Origin of the sequence: Paenibacillus doosanensis, from assembly GCF_025060755.1 — a bacterium.
Taxonomy (GTDB): domain Bacteria; phylum Bacillota; class Bacilli; order Paenibacillales; family NBRC-103111; genus Paenibacillus_S; species Paenibacillus_S doosanensis.
On sequence record NZ_JANYUY010000001.1, the window covers coordinates 398,946 to 412,608 of the forward strand.

A 13,663-nucleotide genomic window follows, 5' to 3' on the forward strand; every position below is an offset into this window, starting at 1 on the left:
GTTGTTTCTCCCTTACCCTTTCAAATGAATTTTGATCGTAGTGCTCATGCCCGGAGCTACGGCTAGGCCCGCTTGATCATCAATCGAGATTTTAATCGGAATGCGCTGCGTAACCTTCGTAAAGTTGCCGCTTGTATTGGTAGCCGGGATCAACGAGAAGGTCGCGGCCGTCGCTTCGCCGATTTCGCTCACTTTGCCGTGCAGCGTCTGGCCAGGGAACGTATCAATCGTGAAATCGACCGGTTGGCCGACCTTCACGCGGTTAATGTCGCCCTCTTCAATGTTGGCGGAAACGTACAGCTTACTTTTGTCGACGATCATGGCGACGGTTTGCCCTGGCGATACCACTTCACCGACTCTGGCCATCGTCTTGATGACCGTTCCGTCGATCGGCGAACGAAGCGCCGCCTGATCCAGGCTGCTGGTAGCCAAATTCGTATTGTCCTGCTGTCCGACGATTTGATCCGATAACACCGTGTCGCCTTCCGCGATAGGCAGGGAAGTGATTTTAGCCGAAATGCGAGGCATCACGCGAAAAATATCGCCGGTAATTCGCGAATCCTCTGTTTTAATGTAATAATGCCCTTGATACCAGAACGAATACCCGCCTCCGGCGGCAACGATCACCGCTACCGCGAGGATGATATACAAGACTTGTTTCCTCTTCATGGTTTCTCCTCAACCTTCTTTTCCAAATAAGTAGTCAGCAGATCCAGCGAGCGAACAATGTTATCGAGCTCCTCCGGGCTTAAGTCTGCCAACAAATTCTCATAAAAGCTTTCTTGAAAAAAGTGCAGCTTCTCCTTCTCCGCTTCGATCTTGCTCGTTCGCTTGATCCATACGATGCGCCGGTCCGATTCGTCTCGAACCCGCTCAAGCCATCCGTCCCTCTCCAACCGGTCGATAATTCCGGAAACCGTGCTGTAGGAAAGCTGCGTGCATTCCGAAATTTGGCCGATCGTCTTACGTTCAAAATACACCTGCCCGATCGTAGCGATTTGAGGAGTCGTCAGGCCGATCTCCTTCAGATCCTTCCCCATGGTGGTATTAAAAATTTTAGTCAGTTTTCGTATAGAATTGCCGATTTGCATTGCTCTGCTCATGTTTGTCAGCCCTCCGAATTTATTTCGCAAGCGAAATATTTATATACAAAAATATACCACACCGGAGAAAGCTGAACAAGGTAAGGTTCGCACGGCTTCAACCGCAATCATCCATCTACAGCGGAACGAACTTTAAATGAGCTTCTTGCCGGCTATGCAAAGAACAGAAACGAAAATCCGCGCGGACACAAAGGTTATATTCATAGCTGCCAAAAAGAAACGTCGTCGCCTGCGCCGCCATCGTGCAAGGAAGCGGCATTCCGTCTGCGGAAAAGCGGTTGGACTTGCACGTCATTGTTGTTCTGTCATCCGGCATTTCTACACGTTATGTAATCGCCCCTTTCCCGCTCCAAAACTTATTACAGCTTGAAACTATTTCGCACAAGAAATATTTCTATACGAAATAATAGCACGATCTAACTATTTTGAAAAGAATTATTTTTTTCTTACGGATATGGGACGGATGAGCGGAACAAATCCCCCCAAAGTGACGTGATGCGCTGAAGCTATTCCGTCCGCATCCAGCTTCATCTGGATCGGCGTCTAACCATTCCGCTGGGATCGTTCTATGGGTAGACTTTCCTTTCGGGGGAGAACCCGGATTTCCACAGGATATTGCTGGGCATCATCTCCTAAACGCAAAAAAGGAACCTCCGCGAGAAGGTTCCCCTTTGCCTTTCATTAAAGATACTATGATTTCCGTCCGATGGCAATCCAGTTTATCATTCCTTCCAGCTGCGGCGCGAATTGACTGCGGACGATTTGAATGACGGCGCCGTCCCGCCACTTCTCCCTGACGACCGCAAAGCATGACGGATGACTGGTCGTAGCGACAAACACGTAAGCGTCATCGGCGAATTCCTCATCGAAAACGACGACCAGATCCGCCGATTCTTCCTCGACCTTGAGCGTGAAGGAAGACAGTCCGAACTGCTGGAGCGTGCCGCGCTTCACAGTCTGCACCGTTTCGTAGGCATGGTGCCGCGGCTGCGCCGAAGCTTGCTGCAGCGGCTCGCCGTCTACCGGCTCCGCGGCCAGCGCCGCCGTCTGAACGTCCGCTTCAGCGTCCTCCACCGTGGACGGTACCGGCTGCTCTAGTCCGTCGCCTTCCTGCTCCGCCTGTGCGGCCGCATCCGGCTCATCCGGCGTTATATCCGGTTCTTGCGGCCGCTGCACCGCTGCGGAAGCTGCGGCGCTGATCTGCTTCATCAAACCGGGTTCCAAATGCAGAAGCGAGATGCTGCCGGGAAGCAGATGATACCCGGATATCGATTCCTGTTTAATATGAAGCCCGTCGATCGAATCGACCGTCAAGTGCTCCGTGCCGACCGAGCCTTGAGCCAGCTTGCGCCCTGTAACGGAACCGTCTTCCAGCTTCTGCTCCGTTACGGAGCCGTTCTGCAGCTTTGCAGCGCTCACCGCGTCTTGCGATAAATGCCGGCTCTCTACGGCGCCCAGCGCCAGCTTCGCGGCGGTGATGGACAAATCCTGCAGCTTTACCGTGCCGATCGCCTCCATCGCAATATGGCGGCTTTCCACGACGCCCAGCGCCAGCTTCGAGCCTGTTACCGAAGCGTCCTTCAACGCTGCGATATCCACCGAATCGGCAGCAAGCTGCTCGGCTCCGACCGCGCCCGCCGCGATATGCCCTCTCTGCACAGCGGCCGCGCCGAGCTTCGCAGCCGTCACCGCTCCGTCCTCCAGTTGGCCGGTGCCGACCGAACCTTCGCTCAGCGCCTCGCGGCCTACAGAGCCCGCAGACAGCTTCGACCCTGTCACCGCTCCGTCCTCCAGCTGGCCGGTGCCGACAGAGCCTTCGCCGAGCGCCTCGCGGCCTACAGAGCCCGTTGACAGATGCCTTGATTCCACCGCGCCTTCCGTCAGCTTCGAGCCCGTCACCGCTCCGTCCTCCAGCTGGCCGGTGCCGACAGAGCCTTCGCCGAGCGCCTCGCGACCTACCGAACCCGCTGACAGATGCCTCGTTTCCACCGCGCCTTCCGTCAGCTTCGAGCCCGTCACCGCTCCGTCCTGCAGCTGGCCGGTGCCGACAGAGCCTTCGCCGAGCGCCTCGCGGCCTACCGAACCCGCCGACAGATGCCTTGATTCCACCGCGCCTTCCGTCAGCTTCGAGCCTGTCACCGCTCCGTCCTCCAGTTGGCCGGTGCCGACAGAGCCTTCGCCGAGCGCCTCGCGGCCTACAGAGCCCGCCGACAGGTGTCTTGATTCCACCGCGCCTTCCGTCAGCTTCGAGCCCGTCACCGCTCCGTCCTCCAGCTGGCCGGTGCCGACAGAGCCTTCGCTCAGCGCCTCGCGGCCTACCGAATCCGCCGACAGATGCCTCGTTTCCACCGCGCCTTCCGTCAGCTTCGAGCCCGTTACCGCTCCGTCTTCCAGCTGACCGGTGCCGACAGAGCCTTCGCTCAGCGCCTCGCGGCCCACCGAACCCGCCGACAGATGTCTTGATTCCACCGCGCCTTCCGTCAGCTTCGAGCCCGTCACCGCTCCGTCTTCCAGCTGGCCGGTGCCGACAGAGCCTTCGCTCAGCGCTTCGCGACCCACCGAACCCGCCGACAGATGCCTCGTCTCCACCGCGCCTTCCGTCAGCTTCGAGCCCGTCACCGCTCCGTCTTCCAGCTGGCCGGTGCCGACAGAGCCTTCGCTCAGCGCTTCGCGGCCTACCGAACCCGCCGACAGATGTCTTGATTCCACCGCGCCTTCCGTCAGCTTCGAGCCCGTCACCGCTCCATCCTGCAGCGTGTCGGCGCCGACGGCCCCCGGGGCCAGATGAACGGCGTTCACGACGCTTTCCGCCAGTTTCTCGGCCGTCACGGCATTCTCCTGCAGCTGCCGCGGCCCGATCGCCGCGTCGGCGACATGCGCTTCGCCCACGGCTCCTGACGCCAGCTCGCGCGGCCCAACTGACCGTTCAGCCAGATGTTCTCCTATGACCGCCCCGGACGCCAGCTTGCTTGCAGTGACAGAACCGTCCTTCAGCTGCGCGTTTCCGACGGATTGAGGGGCCAAATGATTTGTTCCGACGGCCTCCCAATCCAGCTTTGAGCCGGTAACCGCTTGATCCTGCAGTTGGCTCGTGCCGACCGCGCCCTCGGAGATTTGCCGCGAGCCTACGGCTTGATCGGTGAGATGCGCCGAACGTACGGCGCCGTATGCCAGCTTCGCCGCCGTCACCGACTCATCCTGCAGCTGCTCGGTGCCGACCGCTCCATCCCCTATTTGCTCGCGGCCTATCGCCCCTTCGGCCAAATGCGCGGACTTGACGGCGCCAAGCGCCAGCTTCGCCCCCGTTACGGCCTGCTCCTGCAGCTGCGCCGTCCCTACGGAGCCTTCCGTCAGATGATCCGCTACGACGGAGCCCGCAGCCAGTTTCGCCCCCGTCACGGCCTGCTCTTGCAATTGCTCGCTACCGACGATGCCAGGCGACAGATGAATCGCCTCCACCGCCCCCGGCGCCAGCTTCGCCGCCGTCACCGACTCATCCTGCAGCTGCTCGGAGCCGACGATTCCGGTAGACAAATGCCTCGCTTCTACCGCGCCTTGCGCCAGCTTCCAAGCCGTGACGGACTCTTCCTGAAGCTGCGAAGATCCGACCGTACCTGCCGCCAAGTGTCCGGCTTCCACCGCTCCCGGTGCCAGCTTCTCCGCGGTTACCGACTGCTCGCGCAGCTGCTCGAAGCCCACGGCGCCGAAGGCGATATGGTGGATTTGCACGCCGCCAAAAGCCAGCTTGGATGCCGTCACCGACTGCTCTTGCAGCTGCTCGGTTCCTACGGCTCCTACGCTCAGCTGCTCGCACCCGACCGCACCCGGGTTCAGATGCTGCGTTTCGACCGCCCCTTGAGCCAGTTTGGAGCTTGTGACCGACTGGTCCTGCACATGGACCGAACCGACCGATCCTGGCGACAGATGAGCCGCTTTGACAGCCCCGTTCATCAGATGCTCGCTGAGCACCGATTGTTCCGCCAGCTTCTCCGACGTCACGGCGCGATCGGCCAATTTCTCCCGCGTTACCGCTTCCGTAGCCAGATGCGGCGCTTTGACGGCCGCCTTAGCCAAGCTTTGCGACTGGATCGAGCCCGCCGCCAAATGCTCTCCCAGCACTGCCTCGCGGCCAAGCTTTTCGCTCGTTACGCTGGAATGCGCCAGCTTGGCGGTAGTAATCGACAGATTCGTCAATTTATCCGTCGATACGGATTCGCTCGCCAGCTTCGACGTCGTTACGCTCTGATTGGCCAGTTGAACGCTTTGCACGGCTCCCTCCTGCAAATGCTGATGCTGAATGGAACCGTATGCCAGCTTCTCGGACGTAACCGCCCGATCTTGCAGCTTGGAGGTTACGACCGCATGATCCTGCAAATGATCCTTGGCGATTGAGTTCGGTCCGACATGGTCGGCCTGAACCGCCTTTTCGGCCAAATGGGCGCTTGTGACCGCACCGGAGGACAAGTGATCTGCGGTTACCGATTTCTTGGCCAGCTTGCTCGATACGACGGACAAGTCCCCAAGCTTCCCTGAAGTGACTGCTCCGTCAGCCAGTTGGAAGGAACCGACGCTTTGTTCCGCAAGCTTTTTCGCCGTGACCGCTCCGTCCTTCAAATGCCGAGGCTCCACGCTTCCCGATTGCAAATGCACGGCTTCGATAATGAAATGATCCAAATGCATTCCGTTTACCGCATGTTTGGCAAGCTTATCCGCCGTAACCGCGCCATCCTGCAGATGGTCCTCATTTACGGATTCGATAGCCAGATGCGTCTCGTTCACTTGATTAGGGGCGATATTGCCGCTGTGCACAATATCGTTGGCCAGATGCTCGTGCAAAACGACGCCCGACTGCAAATGCTCGGAAGCGACGCTCCAAGGAGCCAGCTTTTCTTCCGAAACCGACTGGTTCGCCAGCTTCTCTGCCGTAATTTCTCCGTCCGCGATTTTGCCGGCCGTAACGGAAAGATCTCGCAGTTTCTCCGTCGTTACGGACAAATCCGCCAGCTTAGCCGTATTAATAATGTAGTTCGCCAGGTTAGTCGTTTGAATCGTTCCGCTTTTAATTTTCTCCGAAGTGATGGATTGGTTAAGAATCTGCTCCCCCGTAATCGCTTCTTCCGCCAAATGCTTCGTATGAATCGAACGCTCCGCGATCTTGATCGCATCGATCGTTTTATCGGCCAGCTTATCGGAGGTGATGCTGTTGTCCTGCAGTTTTTCGCCGCCGATCGTTCTTTCCTGAATTTTGTCTCCGGAGATCGCAAACGGGGCGATATGTTCTTCCGTGACTGCGCGGATGCTGAGCTTCTGCGAAGTTACGCTGCGGTCGCCGAGCTTCGACGTGGTGACCGCGTAATCGGAGAGCTGCTCGTGGCTGATCGAGCCGCGTTTGACTTTGCTCGCGTCAATCGCATTGCGGGCGACCTTCTCCTGGGTAACCGCCTCGTCAGCCAGGTCGTCGGTATATACGACCGGCCCGCTTACCGGAATTTGCTTGCGCTGCTGCAGCACCGGCTTGAAGGAGAGCGGTTTAGTCTCTTTCAATACAGCCGGCTCTTCTTTGACTTTCTCCTGCACTGGCGACACTTGCGGCTTTTGCGGAGCTTCCGGTTCCGTCGCCTTCGCCGCCGCGGCATCCTTAGTAAGAACTTCAGCCTCCGCCGGCAAGTGACTGATCAGCGCATCGCCTTCCTCTGCGCGGGGTTTTACATGCTTGCTGCTTGATGAAGCTTCATCGAGCCATTTTAACTCATTAAACGCACCGCTTTGCTTTCTTCGAAGCGGAGATATTTTGGCGCCGGCCCGGCTGCTCTTTTTCCTCATCTGCACTTCCTCCTGTGTGGTTGGCCCGTAGTTTTATGCATATGTCAGACTTTTGCAACCTTAAAGTAGTCTTTTGTAACATATGCATTTACCTAGAAGGAAGTCATTAGGCCCGGGAAAAATAGGCTCACACCTATCCGAAATGGAAGCTTAACGGCCTTCACGCTCCCGCAGCGCATCTATGACGGCTTCGCGGTCGTCGAAATGCATTCGCCGGCCGTTCATGAATTGGTAGTCTTCGTGACCTTTGCCGGCGACGATTACGACATCCCCTTCACCTGCAAGCATCACAGCCCGGCGAATCGCATCCGCCCGGTCGGCAATCATTTCGCAGTGCGAAGCCGGAAAGCCCTCTTCCACAATCCCTCGCCCTATATCCTGCATAATGGCATCGGGATGCTCATAACGGGGATTATCCGACGTTACGATAATCCGCCCGCATAGCCGAGCCGCGATCCTGCCCATTTCAGGCCGCTTGGCGCGGTCCCTGTCGCCTCCGCAGCCGAATACGGCAACCAGTTGACCGCGGGTAAATCCGCGGGCGGCGCGCAGCGCTTGCGCCAGACCGTCCGGCGTATGGGCATAGTCGATCAACACGGTGAACGGCTGGCCTTCGTCTATCGTTTCCATCCTGCCTCTGACAGGCTTCATACCCGCCATATATCGTGCCGCCTCCGCAATTTCTATTCCTTCGGGAATGACGGCCGCGATTGCCGCCAGCGCATTGTATACGTTGAACAAACCGACCAAAGGGAGCCGAACGGCGGCCGACTGCCCGAGGTACGACACGTCGAACTGCGTTCCCGATGCGCTGAGCCGGATATTTGCCGCCGTCACATCGGCTTTATTGTTTATTCCATAGGTAACGATTTGCGCCGTCGTCTGCCTTCGGCAATAATCCGAAGCGGAATCATCCGCATTAAGCACGGCAACCGCCCCGGCGCCGTCGCTGCTGCAAGCGTTGCCGAGACGTGAAAACAAGAGCCCCTTGGCCTCCAAATAGTTATCCATGGTCAGATGATAATCCAGATGGTCCTGAGTCAAGTTGGTAAACACCGCAGTATGAAAACGGGTGCCGATGACCCGGCCCAAGTCGAGTCCTTGCGATGTAACCTCCATCACGCAATAATCCGCCCTGGCGTCGGCCATCCGGCGCAAATTATTCTGTAGGTCCGGCGGTTCCTGCGTATTGTTGGCAAAAAACGTCTCCTCCTGTCCGATCCGCGTGTACAGATTGCCCATTAATCCGGTATGAAAGCCATGCTCTTTTAACAGATGCTCGATCAAATGACTCGTCGTCGTCTTGCCGTTCGTTCCCGTAATGCCGATGACCTTGAGCCGCGTGCTAGGATAATCGTAAAAACGCGAGGCGGCGGCAGCCAAGGCGTACCTTGCATCCTTAACATAAATAAGCGGCACGTCCCCGCTTTCTGCAACATCCCGCTCCACTACCAGCGCCGCCGCTCCCCTTCGCACCGCATCCCCGGCGTAAGCATGGCGGTCCTCCAAAATACCCGGGGAACCGGGAATGCAGACAAACAAATCTCCGGGGCGAACGCGCCGGGAATCCATCTGCACGCCGGTGATGTCAACCGTATCATCGCCTGTCCTGCGAATCGTATGCAAACCTGAAAGCAGCCTTCTTAGCTCCATCGCTTATCCTCCTGTCGGCTCCATCGTCTTACTTGGATACCTTATTGTATTACCATTTTAAGGGCATTATTTTTCCCGTATCCAAAAATGACGCCGATGTTATCCAGATGTCAGAAAAGGCTGCGCCAACGGCAAAAAGAGCCTCGCATAACGAGGCTCGCCGGTGAAAAAGCATCCTATTAGATTTAGTAGAAAAACGCTGTGCCCATCAAAGCCGATACCGACAAAACGACCAGCGGGTGAAGCCGGTATTTGGCGGTACCAATGACGGCGAAAGCGAATATAATGACGAGGGCTGCGGTATGGGCATTGATTCCGAGAACCGTCGATCCGCCCGCCCCTACGCGGTAAGCCGCGAATATGACCATCGCCGCCACCATCGGTTTAAGCCCGTAAAAAATCGCCTGCATCCATCCGTTATTGCTTTTTTTATAGAAAAAAATAGCCAATGCGATAATGATAAGAAAGGAAGGAAGAATCATGCCGATGACGGACACGACCGCACCCGGCATTCCGGACGTTTTGAATCCGATCAGCACCGCGCTGTTCGTAGCGATGGGTCCGGGCGACATCCCCGCTAACGATACGGCCTCGGCAAAATGCTCCGGCGTCATCCATTGATGCTGCAGCACCTCATGCTCAATGACGGAGAGAATCGCATATCCGCCGCCGAAGGAAACGAGGCCTACCTTAAAAAAAGTCCAAAACAACGCTAGCAGCATAATTTCTGCGTCCTTTCCTCAGAAGCCGTCATATTCCGTCTCCCCATATATATTGCCCGGGTCCTGCGGCCGCCGGAACGACGGAATCGCGCTTATCCGGCTTGCCTTCCTTTAATCCCCGTCCCAGCTTCTGCTTCCACTTGAAACACATAACGCCGACGAGTGTGCCGATCAATAGCAGCACGGCCGGATGCCAGCCGGAGAATACGAGCGCCGCCAAGGCTCCCAGCAAAATCAGCAGCGTCGTTTTATCGGATACGGACGACTTGAACATGCGCCACCCGGCTACGGCGATGAAGGCGACTACCGCGGCATGAATGCCTTCGAAAGCGGCCGTTACTTTCTTCGCATCGTGGACCGCCGAATAACCGATCGTAAGAAGGAGCATAATAATAAAAGTCGGAAGAGATATGCCGAGAACCGCGGCAACGGCACCCGGCAGCCCAGCCAAACGATATCCGACCAATGTAGCGGCATTAACGCCGATGCCCCCGGGAGCCGAACCGGCGATGGATAAGGCTTGACTCATTTCCTCCGCGTCCATCCAGCCCCTTTGTTCCACAATCTCCTTCTCGATAGCCGGAATCATCGCGTATCCGCCGCCGAATGTAATCGGACTGATTTTACAAAAAGACCAAAAAACTCCCCACAGTAAAGACGCCTTTTTTTTATTTTCTTTGTTCATGATGCAGCATCCCCCCTGTTAAAAACCGATCTTATCGTTCATGTCCATTATATACTACTTATTATCTTTTTGGAATAAACTTTGACATAAAACTTTTTTATTTTAAATGAAAAGTCCGTTTATGCACAAAAAGAGGCCTAATCGGCCTCTTTTTTCAGCGGAATACTATGAATTGAATTTCAACTTAATTTCATTTTAGAATTTTCAATATAACCCATATAATTCCATCCATCGCCTTGCCGTACATTCCCAAGTAAACTGTTCGCGAACCTTCCTCAGGCTTTCTTCCCCAAGTTGTTTGGCCAATTCCTGACGAGTCAGCACAGTGGAAACCCACTGCGGCAGCTCCTTGCCCAGCAGCGGCGCATCGATCAAGTAGCCCGTCACCCCATGCTCGATAATTTCTTTCATTCCCCCCACGCGGGTAGCCGCCACCGGAACGCCCGAGGCCATTGCCTCCACGTTGACCAAACCGAAAGCTTCCCTGCTGTTGGAGGGAACGACGAGAATATCGGCCAATCCGAACCACGACGCGATTTGATTATGCGGAACATATGGGATGAAGCGAACCCGCTTCTTCATCTTGGCCCCCATGCGGTGCAGTCGCCTCACATAAGGCGTCGTGCGTTTCGAGCCGTAGAACGCCCCGCCCACGACCAGCAGAACCGCGTCCGGCACAAGCTTGGCGATTCGCGGCATCGCCCGCAGCAGATGATGGACTCCTTTTATTTCGATAAGACGCCCTACATATAAAATGATCTTTTTACCGCTAAGCCCCATACTCCTAAGCATTCTCTCCCGTCTTGCGGCACCTTCCTCCGTCCAGCGGGAAGTAAACTTCTCTGTATCGACGCCCAGATGGTTGACTACGATGTTACCGCTTATGGAGGGGGCCATCCGTTTCAGCCGTTCCATAAGATAGCTGCTGTTGACGACAATCCGGTCGGCCGCAGCCAGACAATCTTGCAGCTCGGCTCTGCCGATATGACGCCCCGAAACGAAAGTAAGCGAGTGAAGGACAAGCCAGATTTGGGCTTTCGGATGATGACGGCGTAAATAACGGACGAAGCGCGGGCGGTTTTCCACCTGAATGATTTGCGGCTTGTATTCGAAGAGCTTCCGGCTTACGTGGCGAATATAAGCTGAAGGGGTAGGCGCAGGCACCCTCACGTAGCGGACGCCGCCCACATTCTCCAGTTTCGGTCTGATCCCGGACATTCTGCCGAACACAACCGGACTTACTCTGGCGGTCATGCGTTTGGCCACCTGTTCGATCACAAGCTCGACCGAGCTGCTCGTTGCCGAGGGAATGACGAAAGAACCCGGAGATACGATAGCGATCACAGGACGTTCCATGCTGCCGCCTCCTCTGTGACACAATTCCGTTCATAATGCAATGTATTCAACTGCAGAGCTACGTGGAACGGCATAGGGACGACTCCCTAACCGAGAAGACGGGACAGGCGCCTCAATGTTCAATGAATGCCTACCGCATTTGTCCATTACCTGTTCGAAAGCGGCGGCATAAGCTGTATAAAGACTCGAATGCAAGGCCATTTTCGCACAAAAGGAGTGAGCCTCATGGAGTCTCCCTACGTAGGCATCCTAGTCAACGACAAGCTGCACAGCCGGCTCCCGTCAGGGAACACCCAATACGAAGCCGTGGATTTTTACGTGGAGGCCGCCGGAGAATACGGATTAACCCCTTGTTTTTTTCGCATTCAAGACGTTAAGCGCGATACGTTCCGGGTCAACGCTTACGTCAAGGAGAACGGCCGCTTCGTGCAAAAGCATATTCCGCTGCCGGCCGTCATTCATAACCGGGCCATTTACAACGGATCGGCCGAATATAACGAATTATCGTCCTGGGTAGCCGGCGGAACCCGTCTGTTCAACCAATGGAACCGCTACGGCAAGCTGCGGGTTCACGAGCTGCTCATGCAGAATCCCGACCTTCGCCCGCATCTGCCCGGAACCTCGGCGGCGAACACGACGAATATCGGTATCATGATGAAGCTGTACGACAAAATCATTATCAAGCCGGATCGGAGCAGTATCGGAAGAGGCGTCATGCTGCTGCAAAAAATCGCTTCCGGCTGGAAGCTCACCTATCCGGTCAGCCTCAGCGTGCGTAACAAAAAGAAGCGGCATCTTCGCTTCCGCGGCCCCCGGCTTCCGGCGCTACTCGTTCGGCGGCTGAAAAAAATGCCGTATATCGTGCAGCAATGTCTCGCCTTAGCGACCTATCGCGGCAGACCGTTCGATCTGCGCGTTTCCGTGCAGCGGGACGGATCGGGCCTGTGGCAGGTCACGGGACTTGTAGCCAAGGTTGCGCCCAAAGGCAGCTTTCTGACTAACGTGGCACAGGGCGGTACCGTGCACCGGCTCGAAGACATCCTCGCAGAAGAATACCCGCTGCTTGACGGGCAGCTCGTCTACGCGCAGCTGTGCGATTTCTCGCTGCGGGTTTGCCGTTATCTCGGCGAACAGCTGCCTCATCTGGCCGATCTCGGTCTCGACGTCGGAATGACCAAAGACGGCTATCCCCTCTTCGTTGAATGCAACGGCAAGGACCAGCGGTACAGTCTGCGGGAAGCCGGGCTGCTCGACGAATGGAAAGCTTCGTTTTTCAACCCGATCGCCTACTCCAAATATTTGCTGGATAGCTGCGTCAAAGAACAAATCCCCCAAAAGCCATCCATGCCGCTACGCGGCACCACAGACAATGGAAATGGGGTACCAAGAGTAATTTCCAGGGTAGTGACGTGATGCTCTGAAGCTTATTTCGTCCGTATCCAGCTTCAGCTGAATCGGCGTCTAACCATTCAGCTAGGATCGTTCTATGGGTAGACATTACTTTCGGGGGAGCCCCCGGATATCCACAGGATATTGCTGCGCATCATTTCCTAAACAAAAATAAAGCGGCCCTATCAACAGGACCGCTTTGTTTTTGAATCCGCCGCGTTAGCCGCGTTCATGCGCGTGCTCCGCTTGATGCCCGCAGCCGCCTTTGTACAGGTAGCATTGCGTCATGTGGTCGTTGACCATTCCGGTCGCCTGCATCAATGCGTAACAAATCGTCGATCCGACGAATTTGAAGCCGCGCTTGCGCAAGTCTTTGCTCAGCGCATCCGATTCGGCCGTGCTGGCCGGGACCTCGCTTAAAGAGCCCCAGCTGTTCAGAATCGGGCTGCCTCCGACAAACCGCCATATATATGCGTCGAAGCTGCCGAATTCCTCCTGAACTTTCAGCAATGCCCTGGCATTGGTTACCGCCGACTGCACTTTCAGTCGGTTGCGGATGATTCCCTCATTCGACAACAGCTCCTCGATCTTGGCGTCGTCATAGGCGGCAACCTTGAGCGGATCGAACCGGTCGAACGCTTCGCGGTAATGCTCCCGCTTCTTCAGCACCGTATACCAGCTTAGTCCCGCCTGCACTCCTTCGAGTATGAGCATCTCAAACCATTTATGGTCGTCATGTACCGGAACTCCCCACTCCCGATCGTGGTAGTCCGCATATAGCGGGTCGCTATTCACCCAGCCGCAGCGCGTTTTCTCCACTCGCTATCCCTCCATCTGTTCGTCATGGCTTTATCATACCATAGGACTTGGACAAGTTCTGTCATAGTTCGATCGGCAGATTGAAAAGAGCGGTCATTGATTCATGGCCTGCG

At 56.2% G+C, this 13,663-nt stretch carries 9 protein-coding genes; 1 reads left to right on the plus strand and 8 read right to left on the minus strand.

Features of this window, described 5'->3' with window-relative positions; translation table 11 throughout:
• Positions 1 to 12: 12 nt before the first annotated feature.
• The 7 genes from N0M98_RS01785 to N0M98_RS01815 all read right to left on the minus strand — a co-directional run bounded on the left by N0M98_RS01785 (position 13) and on the right by N0M98_RS01815 (position 11,342).
• Complete coding sequence (locus tag N0M98_RS01785; protein WP_249862135.1) at positions 13 to 669, minus strand: HlyD family secretion protein; 657 nt, start codon at positions 667 to 669, stop codon at positions 13 to 15.
• Positions 666 to 1,103 (minus strand): MarR family winged helix-turn-helix transcriptional regulator, encoded by a 438-nt coding sequence (locus N0M98_RS01790; protein ID WP_249862134.1) that lies wholly within the window; start codon positions 1,101 to 1,103, stop codon positions 666 to 668. The genes N0M98_RS01785 and N0M98_RS01790 overlap by 4 nt, the downstream gene beginning before the upstream one ends.
• 690 nt (positions 1,104 to 1,793) lie before the next feature.
• On the minus strand, positions 1,794 to 6,926 hold the full coding sequence (locus N0M98_RS01795; RefSeq protein ID WP_259616763.1) for a WIAG-tail domain: 5,133 nt from the start codon (positions 6,924 to 6,926) through the stop codon (positions 1,794 to 1,796).
• A 150-nt stretch (positions 6,927 to 7,076) separates the two neighbouring features.
• The gene (locus tag N0M98_RS01800; protein WP_259616764.1) at positions 7,077 to 8,579 is read right to left on the minus strand and encodes a UDP-N-acetylmuramoyl-L-alanyl-D-glutamate--2,6-diaminopimelate ligase; all 1,503 of its coding nucleotides are present in this window, start codon (positions 8,577 to 8,579) and stop codon (positions 7,077 to 7,079) included.
• Between the two features lie 185 nt (positions 8,580 to 8,764).
• Positions 8,765 to 9,301 carry a chromate transporter gene (locus tag N0M98_RS01805; protein ID WP_259616765.1) on the minus strand — a complete coding sequence of 179 codons (537 nt, stop codon included), beginning with the start codon at positions 9,299 to 9,301 and terminating at the stop codon, positions 8,765 to 8,767.
• A gap of 28 nt (positions 9,302 to 9,329) precedes the next feature.
• Positions 9,330 to 9,986, minus strand: coding sequence for a chromate transporter (locus N0M98_RS01810; RefSeq protein ID WP_249862130.1), 657 nt, complete (start codon positions 9,984 to 9,986; stop codon positions 9,330 to 9,332).
• 204 nt (positions 9,987 to 10,190) lie between these two features.
• Positions 10,191 to 11,342 carry a glycosyltransferase family 4 protein gene (locus N0M98_RS01815; protein ID WP_249862129.1) on the minus strand — a complete coding sequence of 384 codons (1,152 nt, stop codon included), beginning with the start codon at positions 11,340 to 11,342 and terminating at the stop codon, positions 10,191 to 10,193.
• Positions 11,343 to 11,567: 225 nt separating this feature from the next.
• On the opposite strand from N0M98_RS01815, the gene N0M98_RS01820 reads away from it, so the two are divergent.
• Positions 11,568 to 12,755, plus strand: coding sequence for a YheC/YheD family endospore coat-associated protein (locus N0M98_RS01820; RefSeq protein WP_259616766.1), 1,188 nt, complete (start codon positions 11,568 to 11,570; stop codon positions 12,753 to 12,755).
• Positions 12,756 to 12,950: 195 nt separating this feature from the next.
• On the opposite strand, the gene N0M98_RS01825 is transcribed toward N0M98_RS01820, so the two are convergent.
• Positions 12,951 to 13,550, minus strand: a complete 600-nt coding sequence (locus tag N0M98_RS01825) for a DNA-3-methyladenine glycosylase I (protein WP_259616767.1) — start codon at positions 13,548 to 13,550, stop codon at positions 12,951 to 12,953.
• Between the last annotated feature and the right edge of the window lie 113 nt (positions 13,551 to 13,663).